A 17,266-nucleotide genomic window follows, 5' to 3' on the forward strand; every position below is an offset into this window, starting at 1 on the left:
TGGTTTTGATATAGAAAGTTAAATAAAAACTAAGTGTTTGAAGTTTTAATTCTCTTAGTACCACTTGCGTGTAAATAAACTGAGCATTGTGCCAATATCTAAGGTTACGATAAAGCGTATTTTTTGATCATAGTTGGGTTGTCCTATTTCCCATCCGTTAGAAGAATAGACGGGCAAGAAGACCTCAAAATAATCTTCTACCAAAACAGTTCTTATCCCGCTATCGTATAAGAAACGAGCAGAATCACCTTGATTTTTTACCAAACCGATGTCTGCATAGCCGTGAATAAAATTCCAAATAGTTGTACTGGTATTTACTGATGTCATCCACTCGTTACCAAAAGGTGTGTCTAATTTAGACTTAAAACCACCCTCTGCAAGTATAAGCTGCTGACTGAAGAGTCCTGAGCTTTCTGAACGCCCATAGTAATTATATCTAAACAAGTAATCTGTAGGTCTGTCAAGCGCAAAACTGAAATAATCTCCTCGTGAACGGGTGTCGTTGTATAAAAATGTTCCGCCAAAGAATCTCAAATCAAACTGGCGGTTGTTTAAAAATACCCGGCGGTATTTTGCTGTGATAGAGAACTTGCTGAATTTTTGAGACAATTCAAAATCTGTATTCCAGCTAAAGGAATTAATCACACCCGGGTTACTGTTTATATAGCGTACATTAAACACACTGTAGTTAGGGTCATCATTAATAATCACATTTGATTCATCACGATATACGTTGACGTTGCTAATCGTAAGATATTGTCTCTTATCTGATCTGAAATCATCAGTTCGAAAAGCAAAAGTCACAAATGGACTGTATGTTTTATACATCGCATCTGGTGCGTATGATGATAGCGAACCAGACATTCCAAATCGAATCGCAAATAAGTTATCTTCATCAAGATTCTGCGTGTATGAAAAGCCGGCACTACCGGTTAGCTTATTTGATTTTAAGCCATATTGAGGTTCTATCTTATAATTAAAGGGCTTTGATAGCAAGGTTTTGTTATACATTTTTGCACCTATCTTGAAACCATCGTAAAAGTTGTATTCTGCAACAGGCATAAAGAAGACTTGATTACGCGATGGGTCTTCTAGATCTTGTAAGAGTTTGAATTGAAAAGGTTTGTTAATACCTAAAAATGGGTTTACCTTTTTATAATTATTTCTTCGGTTGAATTCTGGTACAAAACCTTCGGCATTAATTACAAGCCTATCTATGCTGTCTGCCGAAATGCTGATTAGCTTCTCTTTTTCAAACCCTTCAACCCAAGTTTTAGAGATAATTTTATCACCATTTATTCCATAAACCGGAATGGGCATTTGACTTTTTGTTTTGTTTTTAAGTTCAATTTTAAGAGAGTCTCCTTCTTTTTTTACTTCGTTGAATTTGTAATCAATACGTTTTCTGGAATCAACAAAATCTTTAAAAAACCAATCAAGATCTTTTGAGGTTTTGCTTCTTAAAATAGTTTCGTATTCTTTAGAAGATGTGACCTTGAGTTTATTCGCTACATAAAACTCACCAATACTTTTGTCTATAATCTCATCAGAAAGATATTCTGAGAGGTAGTTCATACCGCTCGCTGCTTTATAAGAATTGGCTATATTTTTATTGAATTTAATCAGACTGTCATAAGGTGTGGTGAGTGGTTGATCGAGATTCATACGTGCCATATGCATATACAGCAAATTATACTGCTCGTTGAATTCCATTTCTGAAAGGTGGAACTGTCGTGCAAGCCAATACCTGTTTAGTGTACCTACGACTTTAAGTTTAGGATAAAAATGATCCATATACTTCATCATCGTATAGGTCTTGATTCCGTCAGCAATCCAGCGATCATCACGCGGATTGATAAAGAGCGTACGGTCTATAAAATTGTCTACAGCTGTTTTTAGAATCTTCAATTCATATTTGAAATCCTGAGGAAACGGACTCAAAAAATCAGGTAATTGATTTAAACCGTAAACAGGATTTTCGGCATAATCAATATTGGAAATGACCAATTTTTCAAAAGGATAATCCCCTAATTCTTGTGTAAGAAATCCAGTTATTTTATCAATAATGATTGCTTCCCGTTCTGGGATTACTTTATCATCAGTAATATTTGTAACTACGGTGAGATTGTCAGTTTCAGTAATCTGAAATTCTGAAATCTGACGTAAATAAATAGTGGTATTGTTTCGATCTTTTCCCTCTAGATGAACAGTTCTGTAATTGTTATCTTCATTTAGAGCTGCAGAAGTTTGTTTGAGTTCATTTACAAATCGGAAATTCTTTTTATAAGAAAAGTCAATTGAAAAATCAGTGGGAGTCATAAACAGATCATCCAGATTTTTATTGCTGTAATAATGCCATGTGGTGTCATAAACCGCCGGCGCAATAAACCAGTATTTTAAATTAAAATCACCATTATCTAGCGCTCCATAACCTGTAAATTTAGCATCAGGAATGCGTATGTTATAGTTGAGCTTAATATGTTTAGTCTCTCCGGGAAGCAGTGCCTTATTCAACATTACTTCAATAACATCTTCTGCATCATCCAGACGTTGAAATTGAAGATTTCTAAAGCTATCGCCAATTATAGTATTGATTTTTGAAGAGCCTCTTTTATCGTCGTTGGCTAAATGAAACTTACGATCATAATTTTCAGCAAAGCGCTTACCCAGTTTAGATTGTTTTGATGAAAAACTATGCGCCCAATCGTTGAAATAGATAGATGTTAGTGTATCATTTGAAGTGTTTTTAAAAAAGACATCCTGCTGAATTAAGAGCGTTTTAGATTCTTCGAGAAGTCTTGCACTTATATCAATACGGTTTTGTGCTTCGCTCGTTTGAGGAAGTGCCAAAAAAAACAGAAGAAGCATTATAAATAACTTCTTCATAGTTTAATCAATAAGTTTACAATGATATTTAATGAGATTTGCACTGAGGTGTCAATTTTTTCTTTTAATGAATCAATTACCATACCTAACGCAATACGTATGCCTTTGGTTTTTTCAATACTAAAAATTAGGACTCAACTCATATTCATTATAGAAGTTATTCAGGACCTCAAGAACTTCATTTTCGGTATCTACCAGATGTAATAAATCTATATCTCCGGCACTTATGGTATTGAATTTATCAAGCAACGTATTTTTAATCCATTCAAAAAGACCTTGCCAGTATTCAGTACCTACCAGAATAATTGGGAAGCGATCAATTTTATGTGTTTGAATTAGTGTGATAGATTCAAATAATTCGTCTAAAGTTCCAAAACCACCCGGCAGCACCACAAAGCCTTGCGAGTATTTTACAAACATCACTTTACGCACAAAGAAGTAATCAAAATCTATACTTTTATCTCCATCTATATATGGGTTATCGTGTTGTTCAAAAGGGAGGTCAATATTTAATCCCACAGAAGTTCCTCCTGCAAGATGCGCACCTTTATTACCGGCTTCCATAATACCGGGACCACCGCCGGTGATTACACCATATCCATTTTCAACAATCTTCTCAGCAATGGCAACAGAAAGCTTGTAATATTTTTCGTCGGGTTTTGTACGGGCGCTACCAAAGATAGATACGCAAGGCCCTATGCGGCTCAACTTCTCAAAACCGCTTACAAATTCGCCCATTATTTTAAAAATGGCCCAAGAGTCATTTGTTTTTATTTCATTCCAGCCTTTAGGCTTATTTTCGTTTCTCATAGGTGTATTGTTGTTTTTCTAAAATTAGAAGGGTGCCTAATTTAGTTCATTTCGTAAAAATTTTGCAGTATAGCTTTTTTTATCTTTAGCAACTTCTTCAGGAGTACCTTTTGCAACCAATTGGCCTCCATCTTTTCCGCCTTCATAACCTATATCGATTATATGGTCAGCCATTTTAATGACATCCATATTGTGCTCAATGATAAGCATTGTATTTCCTTTATCGGTTAGTTTATTAAGCACGTCCATCAGAATACGTACATCTTCAAAATGCAAACCAGTCGTAGGCTCGTCTAAGATGTAAAAAGTATTTCCGGTATCGCGTTTTGATAGTTCGGTAGCGAGTTTAATACGTTGCGCTTCACCACCAGAAAGAGTTGTAGATTGTTGACCTAGAGATATATATCCTAATCCAACATCTTGTATGGTTTTTACTTTTCTGAAAATTTTCGGGATATGCTCAAAAAATGGCACGGCCTCATCAATAGTCATTTCTAGCACATCGGCGATGCTCTTCCCTTTATATCTGATTTCTAATGTTTCTCTGTTGAAACGCTTTCCCTGGCAGGTTTCACATTCTACATAAACATCGGGTAAAAAGTTCATCTCAATCACACGCAAACCACCACCTTTACAAGTCTCGCAGCGTCCACCGGCAACATTAAAACTGAAACGCCCTGGTTTATACCCTCGTATTAAAGCTTCAGGAATTTTCGCAAATAAATTGCGTATTTCACTAAAAACACCGGTATATGTAGCCGGATTAGAACGCGGTGTGCGACCTATAGGTGATTGATTGATGTCTATCACTTTATCGCATTCGTCGAGTCCTTTAATGCTTTTATATGGAGCCGGTTTTTTAACGCCATTGAAGTAATGGGCATTCATAATAGGGTAGAGGGTCTCGTTGATCAACGTAGATTTACCACTACCTGAAACTCCGGTAACCACAATCATTTTCCCTAACGGAAATTCAACATTTACCTTTTTGAGGTTGTTTCCTGTAGCACCTTTTAGAACGATTTTTTTACCGTTACCTTTTCGGCGTTTTTCTGGTACAGCGATTTCTTTTTCACCGTTGAGATATTGCGCGGTAAGTGTATGCTGTTTCAGCAATTGTTTTGGAGTACCTTCACTAATTATTTCTCCTCCGTGTTTACCCGCAAAAGGCCCAATGTCTATAACATAATCGGCACGCTCTATCATATCTTTATCATGCTCTACAACCAGAATGGAGTTTCCTAAATCTCGTAAAGATTCCAGCGAGTTGATGAGTTTCTCGTTATCGCGCTGATGCAAGCCAATACTTGGTTCATCTAGAATATATAAAACACCCACAAGCTGTGAACCAATTTGAGTCGCGAGTCGTATACGTTGTGCTTCACCACCAGAAAGCGATTTTGAACTTCGATTTAAAGAGAGGTAGGTAAGCCCCACATCAACCAAGAATTGTATTCTAGCTTTGATCTCTTTGAGAATTTCGGTGGCAATTGCGGTTTGTTTTTCGCTTAAATGCTTTGGTAATTCTTTAAACCATGCAGCAAGCTCTAAAATATCCATCTGAGCCAGATCTGCAATACTTTTTTCGCGTACGCGGAAGTATAAAGATTCTTTACGCAGTCGAGAGCCGTTACATTCCGGGCATTGTACTTTTTCCATGTACTCTTTTGCCCATCTTTTTAAAGAAGCCGAATCGTTTTTGTGATAGGTACTTTCAATAAAATTAGCAACACCTTCAAAATCTATTTTATAGTTTCGGCTAACGCCTAAGGTTTTAGATTCTATAGTAAATTTTTCGTTTCCACCATACAAAATCATTTCTATAGCTTCCTTTGGAATATCTTTTATAGGGTCTGTCAATTTAAAATCGAAGCGTTGCGCGATGATTTCAAGTTGTTTAAAAATCCAGTTGCTTTTTTGATTTCCGTGAGGAGCGAGTCCACCAGCTTTTATTGAAAGTTTAGGATCTGGAATAATTTTGTCTTCGTTTACAACTCGTAGTTCGCCGATACCATTACATTTAGGGCAAGCACCTTTAGGCGAATTGAACGAGAAATTATTAGGTTCGGGATTGGGGTAGGAAATACCAGAAGTTGGACACATTAAACTACGACTGAAATACCGCGCTTCGTTAGTGTCATGGTCCAGAATCATCATCACATCTTCACCGTGATACATCGCGGTGTTGATTGTTTCCAGAATGCGTTTATCTATATACTGATGATCTTCGATCTTGAGACGGTCTATTACAATCTCAATATCGTGGGTTTTGTAACGGTCTATTTTCATTCCTTTTTCAATATCCCGAACTACCCCATCTACACGTACTTTAACAAAACCTTGTTTTGCAATTTGTTCAAAAAGCTCTCGATAATGTCCCTTACGACTGCGAATAACCGGTGCGAGCACGTTTACGCGTTTTCCAAGATATTCGGTTTTGATCAAATCTTTGATCTGGTCATCGCTGTAACTCACCATTTTTTCGCCTGTCTCATAACTGTACGCGTCACTAGCGCGTGCATATAAAAGGCGTAAAAAGTCATAAATTTCGGTAATTGTACCTACGGTAGACCGCGGACTTTTACTGGTGGTTTTTTGCTCAATGGCAATAACCGGAGAAAGTCCCTGAATTTTATCTACATCAGGCCGCTCCAAGCCGCCTAAAAATTGACGGGCATAAGCCGAAAAAGTTTCTATATATCGCCGTTGCCCTTCAGCGTAAATGGTGTCAAAAGCTAGTGAACTCTTACCACTACCTGAAAGTCCGGTGATAACCACGAGTTTCTCGCGGGGTATGTTAACATCTATATTTTTTAAGTTATGGGCTCGCGCACCATAAACTTCAATGTATTCTTGTGTTTCTGCCATTTTCTTTTTCAAGTGTGCAAAGGTACTGTAATTGGGTGAAAAACTGAAGGAAGTGTCTATTTGTAAACGCATTGAATAGAGTGTTAAAAATAGAGCTTTTAGAAGCTAAAGATGGTATTTTAAATGCTAAGCTGATAATTCCCCAGCATTTCTTTAATGACTTCTTCAGTCTGCGATAAGTAGGCGTCTTTTTTTAAAGCTATAGCGTCTACTTTATCAAAATATGAGACAATACTGCCGTTTTGATAAGCTTCCGGTATTACCGGGTGTACGTAATAATCTCTGCAAACGCTTCGCGTATTCCCTAACTCTTTAGCAGTTGCATCATAAGCAGTAAGAATGTTTTTAGCATTTTGTTTTTCTTCTTTTTCATAACCGATATCTCGAAGTGTTTCAAAGAAGATTTTTGATGCGGCCCAGGTTCTAAAGTCCTTTGCCGAAAATAAATCGCCGCTCAATTCGTGAATGTAATCATTCACCATCCCGCTATCTAAGTGGTCTTTAATGCCATCTTTATCGTAAAATTGAAATAAATCCCAACCGGGTATCTCTTCACATTGATTAACCAGTTTTATCAACTGCGGATCTGTAACTGCAATGTCATGTTCTTTTCCTTTTTTTCCTACAAACTGAAATCTGATGTCACTTTCTGTTGTTTTTAGGTGACGTGTGCGCAAGGTAGAAAGACCGTAAGTTTTGTTACGTTTTGCATAATAATCATTACCAACTCGAATGTGCGTTTCTTCCATTAATCGAATCACCAAAGCTAAAACTTTACGCTTTGTCATCTCTTCTGTGTCCAAATCTTGATCAACTTGCTTTCTCAATGCAGGTAAAATATTTGCAAAAGAGGCCTGTTTTAAAAATTTAGTTTCGTTGCGCAGTTTATTCCAGGTCTCGTGGTAGAGGTATACTTTGCGGTCTTTGTCGTCTCGACCTACCGCCTGTAAGTGCCCATTTTCGGGTTCTGCGATGAGTACATTTTGCCAAGCTGGCGGGATCACTAATTTTTTAATGCGCTTCAAAAGTGCCTTAGATTTTATGGTTTCATTGTTTTGACAGTAAGTGAATTTTTTGCCGCTTTTTTTACGACAGATGGTTAAATGTTCATCTGTAACATAGATTAAATTGGCTATACGGGCCGCCTCTTCAGGGCTGTTGAGAATGGTTTTGAGTTTTGCTTCGGTGATCGTCATTCCTCAAATTTAGGGGCAATATGAGCTGAAGTGTACTAACGAAATGTGAAATGTCTGATCAAAAAAACTGAAAGAAAATTATGAAATATTAAGATTTGTGAAGTTGCCCTTCCTCTGAAAAGTCCTGAATAGAAATTGTATAAAAAAAATGTCCGGCAACTAAGAAGTAGTTCCGGACATTCATTTTTGATGGCTAGTAAGAACTTTAATTTAGTCAAAATAACTAAAACTCTGTCCATCTTTTATCTTTAAAACGCTCTCGTAAATCATTTTAATTACATTTTCTACATCATCGCGGTGCACCATTTCTACCGTTGTGTGCATATAACGCAAGGGTAAACTAATTAATGCCGATGGTACTCCGCCGTTGCTGTACGCAAAAGCATCAGTATCTGTACCTGTCGCACGGCTGCTTGCTGCTCTCTGAAAAGGAATTTTCTTTTCTTCTGCAGTGTCAATAATCAAATCGCGCAGCTTCTGCTGAATTGCCGGTGCGTAAGAAATTACGGGTCCGTCACCTATAGCAGCGTGACCATTCGTTTTCTTTTCAATCATTGGAGTTGTCGTATCGTGGGTAACGTCTGTAACGATAGCAACGTTAGGTTGAATCGCATGCGTGATCATTTCCGCTCCGCGTAAACCTATTTCTTCTTGAACCGAGTTTACAACATAAAGGCCGAAGTCTAATTTTTTATCGTTTTCCTTAAGCAAACGCGCAACTTCAGCAATCATAAATCCGCCCATACGGTTATCTAATGCGCGACAAACAAATTTATCGCCATTAAGTACAGTGAATGTATCAGGATAGGTAATCACACAACCTACGTGAACTCCTAATTTCTCAACTTCTTCTTTAGTTTTACAACCCGTATCTATAAAAATATTGTCTAAGCTAGGCGCTTTCTCATTGCTTTTGTCACGTGTATGAATTGCCGGCCATCCAAAAACACCTTTTACGATTCCGTTTTTGGTGTGAATATTTACCAATTTAGAAGGTGCAATCTGATGATCACTACCCCCATTGCGAATTACATAGATCAAACCATCGTCTGTAATGTAATTTACATACCATGAAATCTCATCAGCGTGCCCTTCAATAACTACTTTATATTTAGCATCCGGATTGATAACTCCTACTGCTGTACCGTAATTGTCTGTGATAAAAGTATCAACGTAGGGTTTTAGGTATTCCATCCAGATTTTCTGACCTTCCCACTCATAACCGGTAGGAGCAGCGTTATTTAAGTATGTTTCTAAAAAGTCTAAAGACTTCTTATTTAAAATGCTTTTTGACATAATTCTATTTTTGTACGAAAGTAAGAATATTAATACCAAAACCATAAGGCAATCTTACCGATTGTGTACTTTTGGAACAGTTTTAGCGTTACATTAATTAAAAATTGACTTGAAGAATTATATACTTTTTTTTGTGTTACTTTTTTCGATTTTTCTAAGGGCTCAGACAAACGAAGAGACTGAAAAGGAAACTGATACTACTGACACAGAATATTATTTTGTGGAGGGTGACAGTATTGCACGGTCTGCAATTTTTCTGGAAGATGTCATTGTTTTAAGTAGATTGAAGTTTGACGATAACACCGCTCGTAGACGTTATCTCATTTTACGTAGAAAAACCCGTAAAGTATGGCCTTATGCCAAGCTTGCAGGAGAGCGACTGGTAGAACTCAACGAGCGTTTAGATTCTATGCAGTCAAAACGAGATCGTAAACGCTATACTAAAATCATACAGCGCTACGTAGAAAATGAGTTTAAAGAAGAACTCAAAAAGCTAACAAGGACTGAAGGACAAATCTTGGTAAAACTGATGTATCGCCAAACAGGTCAAACCACTTTTGAACTTATAAAGAATTACCGTAGTGGTCTAAAAGCTTTCTTGCTGAATACTACGGCGAGCTTTTTTGATATCTCTCTAAAAGAGATTTACGATCCTGAAGATGTACAAGAAGATTATCTAATAGAGGATATTTTACAGCGCTCTTTTCAAGCAAAGATTTTAGAGAAGCAAGAGCCTGCAATAGAACTTAACTTTCTAGAGTTAGAAAATAAATGGAGAAAACCGAAGCCCGATCGTGGCATAAAGTGATTCTATGGATAAGTTTAAGGTTAACTGGATTTACATAATTGCAGCTGTAATAACGCTGATAGGTCTAGTTACCGGAAAGTATTTTTTTTTGTTTTTTGCGATTCCTTTTGGGTTCAACTGGTTTAAAAGCAAGAAGGATGAATAAAACCTGTTTCTTGAAAAACTTCGTTTAAAAAAATATGTACCTTTGTCTATCAAAACTAGCGTTTCTCCCAATATGAGCCAGAAAGTCTTGCTTAATGCAAAAGAAATAAACATCATTCTAAACCGTCTGGCTTGTCAACTTATTGAAAATCATAGTGATTTTAAAGATACCGTTCTTATAGGCATACAGCCCAGAGGGGTTTATGTTGCAGAGCGTATTAAAAAGTTGCTTGAAGACGATTATAACATTCCTAATATTAAACTGGGATATCTTGATATTACCTTTTTTAGAGACGATTTTAGAAGAAGTGATAAACCACTTGAAGCTAATAAAACCAAAATCAACTTTGTTGTAGAAGATAAAAACGTAGTCTTTATTGATGACGTCTTATATACCGGTCGTAGCATCAATGCAGCGCTTACTGCTGTACAGAGTTTCGGGCGTCCAAAAAATGTAGAACTTTTCACTCTTATAGATCGTCGCTTTAGCAGACATTTACCTATTCAGCCCAATTATAGAGGAAGACAGGTAGATGCGATAAACGATGAGAAAGTTTTAGTGAAATGGGTAGAAAACGGAGGTGAAGATGTAGTTTATCTTGTAAATAAATAATTATAAAGTACCAGAATGAGCGAGTTAAGTGTAAACCACTTATTAGGGATTAAGTATATCACAAAAGCGGATATCGATCTCATTTTTGAAACGGCAGATCATTTTAAGGAAATAATCAACAGGCCAATTAAAAAAGTTCCTTCGTTACGAGATATTACTATTGCCAATCTCTTTTTTGAAAACAGTACCCGAACTAAACTCTCTTTTGAACTTGCCGAAAAACGCCTTAGTGCAGATGTGATCAATTTTTCAGCAGGTGCTTCTTCAGTAAAAAAAGGAGAAACTTTGATAGATACGGTAAATAACATTTTATCTATGAAAGTAGATATGGTTGTTATGCGTCATCCTAATCCGGGAGCCGGAGTTTTTCTTTCAAAAAATATAAAGGCCAGTATTGTTAACGCAGGTGACGGTGCGCACGAGCATCCTACGCAGGCGCTTTTAGATAGTTATTCTATCTCTAAAAAACTTGGAGATGTAGGTGGAAAAAAGGTGGTTATTGTAGGAGATATTTTGCACAGTAGGGTAGCGCTTTCTAATATTTTTGCCTTGAAACTCTTAGGAGCAGAAGTAAAAGTTTGTGGACCAAAAACCTTAATGCCAAAATACATCGAATCTATGGGCGTTGAGGTAGAATTGAATCTTCGCAAAGCATTAGAATGGTGTGATGTGGCAAATATGTTGCGTGTACAAAATGAGCGTATGGATATAAGCTATTTTCCTTCAACGCGAGAATATACCCAACAGTATGGTCTGAATAAGGAGTTGTTAGACTCTTTAAATAAAGAAATTGTGATAATGCATCCGGGACCTATAAACCGTGGAGTAGAAATAACCAGTGACGTGGCAGACAGTGGCCAGTCTATTATATTAAATCAGGTAGAAAACGGAGTTGCTATTCGTATGGCTGTCATTTATCTTCTGGCTTCAAAAATTAAACAACAATGATTGTAACCGAAAAAGAGAACTATACCATTCTTGCTGATGAAGAAAATGGTATAAAAAGCTTTGCTTCCTTTTTAGATTTTATCATACCTAAAGCACATTCAGATAACAATCTGGTGATAGATTTATTAAAATATGAGGAGTTAACTTTAGATGAACTCTTGTATTTTTTACCCATTTCTAATCAGCAACGGGCAGCTCAAAAGTCTTTTGTGATTGTAAATAAAGGGGTGCATATAGACCATGTCCCAGAAGAGATGATGGTTGTTCCAACTTTAGGTGAAGCAAAAGATGTTATTGATCTAGAAGAGATGCAACGGGATTTAGGATTTTAAGAAGAAACTAGTATTGCAATAAGATATCAAGTATTTAATTAACTTTTATTCTTCAAATTTTCCTTTTTCTATTTTTAGCTGAATAAGCCGTAACTTACAGCAGAATAAAAATTGTTATTTAATTTTAATGAAGCTTACCATTTTAGGCTGTTATGCAGCTACACCACGTACGTTCACAAACCCGACTTCACAGGTTCTTCAGATTAAAAACCACTTGTTTTTAATAGACTGTGGTGAGGGGACTCAGGTTGAATTGCGTCGCAATAAGGTCAAGTTTTCAAAGATCAAGCATATTTTTATTTCGCATCTTCACGGGGATCACTTTTTTGGTCTAGTTGGTTTAATCTCAACCTTTAGATTGCTCAATCGGGAAAATGAGCTTCACGTTTATGGTCCTAAAGGAATCAAACAAGCGATTACGCTTCAGTTAAAATTGTCAAATTCTTGGACCAACTATCCACTTTGTTTTCACGAATTAGAAAGTAAAGAACCCCAATTGCTTTTTGAGGATGAGAAAGTTTCCGTAGAGACCATTCCGTTGAAGCATCGTATTTATACCAACGGATTTTTATTCAAAGAAAAAGCAGGCGAGCGCAAACTCAATATGAGTGCTTGTCTCAAACATGAGATTGATGTTGTGTATTACCGAAAGATTAAAGCTGGAGGAGACGCTATATTAGATGACAGAACGGTAATCCCTAATGAAAAACTAACATTTGATCCTGATCCGCCGCGAAGCTATGCGTTTTGTAGTGATACGATTTACAAGCCAGATAATTTGCCGCAATTAAAAGATGTAACTTTTTTATACCACGAGGCAACTTTTTTAGAAGCACACGCTAAACTTGCACTGCCTACGGGGCATTCTACCGCTAGAGAAGCTGGTTTGATGGCTAAGCAAGCCAATGTAGCATATCTTATTTTAGGACATTACAGCACGCGATATCCAGATTTGACTCTTTTTGCTAATGAAGCAAAAGCCGAATTTAAAAATGTACTTACCGCAGATGACGGAAAGGTTTTTGACTTTGACGAGTTGGTTTCTTAGTTGCTAAAAGGCCTTTTTTTAATTAGATACTATTTAATAATCCGCTATTTTTCAGGACAGGTGTTTTTCTTTTTCATTTAATTTAAAATTATGGTAAAAGATACGTTTGGGCTTTTTAACTTTATAGCTCATTGACGTAACTTGCTTTAAAATTAGGATATGGCAGAAGATTTAAGTGACTATAGAAAGTCATATGAAAAAAGTGAATTAACCATTGCTCAGAGCGATCATGACCCCTTTAAACAGTTTAAAAAATGGTTTGAAGAGGTTGAAGAAGTGGTTGGGGTTGAAGAGGTAAATGCGATGACGGTTTCAACCATCGGTTTAGATGGGTTTCCTAAAAACCGGGTGGTGTTACTAAAAAGCTATGATGAAGAAGGTTTTGTTTTTTATACCAATTATGAAAGCGAAAAAGGAAAAGCAATAGCTATAAATCCAGAAGTATGTTTGTCTTTTTTTTGGACCAATCTAGAGCGTCAAGTAATTATTAAAGGCAAAGCCGAAAAAGTTTCAGAAGAGACTTCAAAAACCTATTTCAATTCAAGACCAGAAGGAAGCAAATTAGGTGCTTGGGTTTCTCCACAAAGTGATGTTATTCCAGACAGAAAATTTCTTGAAGATCGCCTGAAGAATTTAGAAAACGAATTTTCAGATAAGAAAATCCCAAAACCAGATCATTGGGGCGGTTATAAAGTTATTCCTGTTGAATTTGAATTTTGGCAGGGCAGACCAAACCGACTTCACGACAGGTTGCGTTACACACCGGGAGGAGTACACTGGAAATTAGAAAGACTGGCTCCTTAAATTTTAGAATCATGAAAACACTATATCTTGTACGTCATGCGAAGTCTTCTTGGGAATTTGATTTAAATGACCACGAGCGACCTTTAAACGACCGCGGACTTGATGATGCATCCAAAATGGGAGCTTTTATAAGAGATAAAATAACGATGCCTCAACGCATTGTGAGCAGTGGTGCTGTTCGAGCAAAAACAACAGCTTTATTATACTTGAAGGCTTTGGGAATACCAGAGGAACAGTTAGAATTGAGCAATGAACTGTATGATTTTAACGGTACAGGTTTAGATAATTTTATAAGATCTTGTGATGATTCTATAGACAGCCTTATGGTTTTTGGCCATAATAATGCGCTGACGTATTGGGTAAATCAATATGGAGATAAATCAATAGATAATGTGGCTACAGCAGCTTTTACTCAGATCAATTTTGATGTAGAACGCTGGGAAGATGTAGACCAGGGAAAAACGACTCGTTATGTTAAGCCCAAGCAACTTAAATAAATGGATAACAGATTAAATATGGCAACACTGGGAGCAGATGAATCTCGATACATAAATAGAGAAATAAGTTGGCTACAGTTTAATGCCAGAGTTTTACAAGAATCAGCAGATGAGAGCGTTCCATTAATTGAGCGTCTTCGATTTGTAGGTATATTTTCAAACAATCTAGATGAGTTTTTTAAAGTACGTTATGCCACAGTAAAGCGTATTGTAGAAGCTGGTAAGAGAGGCAGAAAAGCACTGGGTGTTTATGCGGCAGATGAGCTTCTTGAAAAAATCACACGGATTGTTATTCAGCAGCAAGAAGAGAGTATGAATATCATAGATGATATTCATCATCATCTAAAGAGTGAAGGCATTTATGTGATTAAAGAAAATGAAGTTCATTTCCCGGAGCATAGTGAGTACATAAAGACTTTTTTTACAGAAAAGGTAAGTCCGGCGTTAGTAACTATTGTTCTCAATGAAGATTTGGAGCTACCGCGTATTCAGGATTTGGAGGCATATTTGACCATTACAATGAAAAAGAAAGGCTCTAAAAAGTCTATTTATGCGCTTGTAGAAATCCCAAGTGAACTTGATCGTTTTGTGGTCTTGCCACAGGTTGATGGTAATGATTACATCATGATACTTGATGATTTAATTCGGTATAATTTAGAATCTGTATTCAGCATTTTTGAGTATGATGAGATTTCGGCACATATGATTAAGATTACCCGCGATGCGGAATTGGACTTAGATTCTGATCTTGGTAAGAGTTTTATAGAAAAGCTTTCAAAAAGTGTAAAGGGTAGAGAAGATGCAGAACCCGTTCGTTTTGTTCACGATCAGACGATAGACAGTGATACACTTGCCTTTTTGTTGCAAAAATTAGGTATCGAAAATACCGATAGTATCATACCTGGTGGGCGTTATCATAACCGTAAAGATTATATGGACTTCCCTAGTCTTGGACGCGCCGACTTACTGTATGCAAAACAAAAGCCCTTACCAATTAAAAACATCAGTCTCAATGATAGTATGTTTAAAAAGGTTGCTGAGAAAGATTTTCTTCAGTATACACCCTATCACACGTTTGCTTATGTGATTAAGTTTTTGAGGGAAGCTGCACTTGACCCAAAAGTGAGAACGATTAAGATCACTATTTATCGTTTGGCCAAATTGAGTCACGTCGCGAGTGCGCTTATCAACGCTGCTAAAAACGGAAAAGAAGTAACTGTACAGATTGAATTGCGCGCACGTTTTGACGAAGAGAGTAATATGCGTTATGCTAACAAAATGCAAGATGAGGGAGTTAAACTTATTTTTGGTGTTCCTGGTCTTAAAGTGCATAGTAAAGTTTGTGTCATTGAGCGTCAGGAAGGTTCGCGTTTAAAGCGTTATGGTTTCATCAGTACAGGGAATTTTAACGGTATGACGGCAAAAATTTACACCGATTATACGTTGTTTACAGCTAACAAGCAAATCTTGAAAGATTTGAGTAAACTGTTCAATTTCTTTGATACTAACTACATCGTGAACACGTATCAGCATTTAGTTATCTCACCACATTATGCAAAAACCACTTTTTATAAATTGATTGATGCAGAAATCAAAAAGGTAAAGAATGGGGAGCGAGGCTATATTCGTTTAAAACTGAACAGTATGTCTAATTATGCTATAATAGACAAACTTTACGAAGCCAGCCAGGCCGGGGTTCAGATAGATATGATTATACGAGGTGTTTGTTGTCTGATTCCGGGTGTTGAAGGGATGAGTGAAAATATTAAAATGATCAGTATTGTAGATAAATTCTTAGAGCATCCGCGGGTTTTAATTTTTGGTAAAAAAGGTGAAGAGAAAGTGTTTATTTCTTCTTCAGACTGGATGACACGTAATTTGGATAACAGGGTAGAAGTTACTTGCCCTATTTATGATGAGGATATTAAGAAAGAGATCATAGATACTTATAACATTTGCTGGAATGATAATGTAAAAGCTCGTGTGATTACAGCTAAACAAGATAATGCATATCGTAGAAATGATGAGGCTCCGCTACGTTCTCAATTTGCTACATATGATTATTACCTGAATAAATTGAATTAAAATGATCGAGTTAAAAAAATATGCAGCCATAGATATAGGTTCTAATGCGATTAGATTGTTAGTAGCAAATGTCATAGAGGTTGAAGGCAGAGATCCTATTTTTAGAAAGAGTTCGTTAGTGCGTGTCCCTATTCGCTTAGGAGCAGACGTTTTTAAATCTAAACGCATCTCAGATGAAAACATAGAGCGCATGATAGACACTATGGAAGCTTTTAAGCTACTTATGCGTTCTCATAAAGTCGTAGCTCATAAAGCTTGTGCAACTTCCGCTATGCGTGAAGCAGAAAATGGAGAAGAAGTTGTGAAAATCATCAAGAAAAAGACAGGAGTACAGATTGGCATCATAGATGGTAAAGATGAGGCTGCTATAATTGCTAATACAGATTTAAAATCACTAATCGCTACAGACCGTTCATATCTATACGTTGATGTGGGAGGAGGTAGTACAGAATTCACACTTTATAGTGGGGGCGAAGTAGTAAACTCAAGATCTTTTAAATTGGGTACCGTTCGTTTATTAGAAGGGCTTGTAGGTCACAGTACGTGGTATGAGGTAGAAAGCTGGATTAAAGAAGTGACCAAAGGGCATGCCAAGATTGATCTAATAGGTTCCGGAGGAAACATCAATAAAATTTTTAAGCTAAGTGGTAAAAAAGAAGGGAAACCTCTTACCTATTTTTATATGGTAAGTTTTTATGAATTCTTACAGTCTTACACTTATGAAGAGCGGGTAACCGAATTGGGTCTTAACCTTGATAGAGCAGATGTAATCATACCTGCAACACGTATTTATCTCTCTGCTATGAAGTGGAGTCGTTCTAAAAACATTCACGTTCCTAAGATAGGATTGTCAGATGGTATAGTAAAATCGCTTTACAACGATAAAAAGGAGCCTGTTTAGGCTGAAATTAAAAATAGTAGTAATATTGTT

At 36.7% G+C, this 17,266-nt stretch carries 15 protein-coding genes; 10 read left to right on the top strand and 5 right to left on the bottom strand.

What is annotated here, in order from left to right; all coding sequences use genetic code 11:
• Positions 1-54: 54 nt before the first annotated feature.
• The 5 genes from BUB91_RS03095 to BUB91_RS03115 all read right to left on the bottom strand — a co-directional run bounded on the left by BUB91_RS03095 (position 55) and on the right by BUB91_RS03115 (position 9,056).
• Positions 55-2,886, bottom strand: coding sequence for a gluzincin family metallopeptidase (locus BUB91_RS03095; RefSeq protein ID WP_073096866.1), 2,832 nt, complete (start codon positions 2,884-2,886; stop codon positions 55-57).
• A gap of 120 nt (positions 2,887-3,006) precedes the next feature.
• Positions 3,007-3,696, bottom strand: a complete 690-nt coding sequence (locus BUB91_RS03100) for an LOG family protein (protein WP_073096868.1) — start codon at positions 3,694-3,696, stop codon at positions 3,007-3,009.
• Between the two features lie 36 nt (positions 3,697-3,732).
• Complete coding sequence (uvrA, locus tag BUB91_RS03105; RefSeq protein ID WP_073097188.1) at positions 3,733-6,564, bottom strand: excinuclease ABC subunit UvrA; 2,832 nt, start codon at positions 6,562-6,564, stop codon at positions 3,733-3,735.
• 119 nt (positions 6,565-6,683) lie between these two features.
• Complete coding sequence (locus tag BUB91_RS03110; protein ID WP_073096870.1) at positions 6,684-7,760, bottom strand: DNA topoisomerase IB; 1,077 nt, start codon at positions 7,758-7,760, stop codon at positions 6,684-6,686.
• A gap of 210 nt (positions 7,761-7,970) precedes the next feature.
• Positions 7,971-9,056: a M42 family metallopeptidase gene (locus tag BUB91_RS03115; protein ID WP_449543904.1), complete on the bottom strand. Its 1,086-nt coding sequence runs from the start codon at positions 9,054-9,056 to the stop codon at positions 7,971-7,973.
• 109 nt (positions 9,057-9,165) lie between these two features.
• Between BUB91_RS03115 and BUB91_RS03120 the strand changes: the two genes are divergently transcribed.
• From BUB91_RS03120 to BUB91_RS03160, 10 genes are all read left to right on the top strand, one after another.
• The gene (locus BUB91_RS03120) at positions 9,166-9,864 is read left to right on the top strand and encodes a DUF4294 domain-containing protein (RefSeq protein WP_241652556.1); all 699 of its coding nucleotides are present in this window, start codon (positions 9,166-9,168) and stop codon (positions 9,862-9,864) included.
• Positions 9,865-9,868: 4 nt separating this feature from the next.
• Entirely contained in the window at positions 9,869-10,009 is a 141-nt protein-coding gene (locus BUB91_RS20900) for a hypothetical protein (RefSeq protein WP_164917817.1), read from the top strand.
• 72 nt (positions 10,010-10,081) lie between these two features.
• A complete protein-coding gene (gene pyrR / locus BUB91_RS03125) occupies positions 10,082-10,621 on the top strand; it encodes a bifunctional pyr operon transcriptional regulator/uracil phosphoribosyltransferase PyrR (RefSeq protein WP_073096876.1) in 540 nt (179 codons plus the stop codon).
• 15 nt (positions 10,622-10,636) lie between these two features.
• Positions 10,637-11,569 carry an aspartate carbamoyltransferase catalytic subunit gene (locus BUB91_RS03130; protein WP_073096878.1) on the top strand — a complete coding sequence of 311 codons (933 nt, stop codon included), beginning with the start codon at positions 10,637-10,639 and terminating at the stop codon, positions 11,567-11,569.
• On the top strand, positions 11,566-11,901 hold the full coding sequence (locus BUB91_RS03135) for a ribonuclease Z (RefSeq protein ID WP_073096880.1): 336 nt from the start codon (positions 11,566-11,568) through the stop codon (positions 11,899-11,901). Before BUB91_RS03130 ends, BUB91_RS03135 begins: the two co-directional genes overlap by 4 nt.
• Before the next feature lie 127 nt (positions 11,902-12,028).
• Positions 12,029-12,949, top strand: a complete 921-nt coding sequence (locus BUB91_RS03140; RefSeq protein ID WP_073096883.1) for a ribonuclease Z — start codon at positions 12,029-12,031, stop codon at positions 12,947-12,949.
• Positions 12,950-13,108: 159 nt separating this feature from the next.
• Complete coding sequence (gene pdxH / locus BUB91_RS03145; RefSeq protein WP_073096885.1) at positions 13,109-13,753, top strand: pyridoxamine 5'-phosphate oxidase; 645 nt, start codon at positions 13,109-13,111, stop codon at positions 13,751-13,753.
• A gap of 11 nt (positions 13,754-13,764) precedes the next feature.
• On the top strand, positions 13,765-14,250 hold the full coding sequence (locus BUB91_RS03150; protein WP_073096887.1) for a SixA phosphatase family protein: 486 nt from the start codon (positions 13,765-13,767) through the stop codon (positions 14,248-14,250).
• The gene (gene ppk1, locus BUB91_RS03155) at positions 14,251-16,335 is read left to right on the top strand and encodes a polyphosphate kinase 1 (protein WP_073096889.1); all 2,085 of its coding nucleotides are present in this window, start codon (positions 14,251-14,253) and stop codon (positions 16,333-16,335) included. It begins immediately after the preceding gene.
• Between the two features lies 1 nt (position 16,336).
• Positions 16,337-17,236, top strand: a complete 900-nt coding sequence (locus tag BUB91_RS03160) for a Ppx/GppA phosphatase family protein (protein ID WP_073096891.1) — start codon at positions 16,337-16,339, stop codon at positions 17,234-17,236.
• Positions 17,237-17,266: the final 30 nt, after the last annotated feature.

The organism is Leeuwenhoekiella marinoflava DSM 3653 (assembly GCF_900129005.1).
GTDB classification, from domain to species: Bacteria; Bacteroidota; Bacteroidia; order Flavobacteriales; family Flavobacteriaceae; genus Leeuwenhoekiella; species Leeuwenhoekiella marinoflava.

What these genes read in the sequence shown, in the direction of transcription:
- BUB91_RS03095 (WP_073096866.1), bottom strand. Translation starts at nt 2,886, where the DNA reads ATGAAGAAGTTATTTATAATGCTTCTTCTGTTTTTTTTGGCACTTCCT.
- BUB91_RS03100 (WP_073096868.1), bottom strand. Translation starts at nt 3,696, where the DNA reads ATGAGAAACGAAAATAAGCCTAAAGGCTGGAATGAAATAAAAACAAAT.
- uvrA (WP_073097188.1), bottom strand. Translation starts at nt 6,564, where the DNA reads ATGGCAGAAACACAAGAATACATTGAAGTTTATGGTGCGCGAGCCCAT.
- BUB91_RS03110 (WP_073096870.1), bottom strand. Translation starts at nt 7,760, where the DNA reads ATGACGATCACCGAAGCAAAACTCAAAACCATTCTCAACAGCCCTGAA.
- BUB91_RS03115 (WP_449543904.1), bottom strand. Translation starts at nt 9,056, where the DNA reads ATGTCAAAAAGCATTTTAAATAAGAAGTCTTTAGACTTTTTAGAAACA.
- BUB91_RS20900 (WP_164917817.1), top strand. Translation starts at nt 9,869, where the DNA reads ATGGATAAGTTTAAGGTTAACTGGATTTACATAATTGCAGCTGTAATA.
- pyrR (WP_073096876.1), top strand. Translation starts at nt 10,082, where the DNA reads ATGAGCCAGAAAGTCTTGCTTAATGCAAAAGAAATAAACATCATTCTA.
- BUB91_RS03130 (WP_073096878.1), top strand. Translation starts at nt 10,637, where the DNA reads ATGAGCGAGTTAAGTGTAAACCACTTATTAGGGATTAAGTATATCACA.
- BUB91_RS03135 (WP_073096880.1), top strand. Translation starts at nt 11,566, where the DNA reads ATGATTGTAACCGAAAAAGAGAACTATACCATTCTTGCTGATGAAGAA.
- BUB91_RS03140 (WP_073096883.1), top strand. Translation starts at nt 12,029, where the DNA reads ATGAAGCTTACCATTTTAGGCTGTTATGCAGCTACACCACGTACGTTC.
- pdxH (WP_073096885.1), top strand. Translation starts at nt 13,109, where the DNA reads ATGGCAGAAGATTTAAGTGACTATAGAAAGTCATATGAAAAAAGTGAA.
- BUB91_RS03150 (WP_073096887.1), top strand. Translation starts at nt 13,765, where the DNA reads ATGAAAACACTATATCTTGTACGTCATGCGAAGTCTTCTTGGGAATTT.
- ppk1 (WP_073096889.1), top strand. Translation starts at nt 14,251, where the DNA reads ATGGATAACAGATTAAATATGGCAACACTGGGAGCAGATGAATCTCGA.
- BUB91_RS03160 (WP_073096891.1), top strand. Translation starts at nt 16,337, where the DNA reads ATGATCGAGTTAAAAAAATATGCAGCCATAGATATAGGTTCTAATGCG.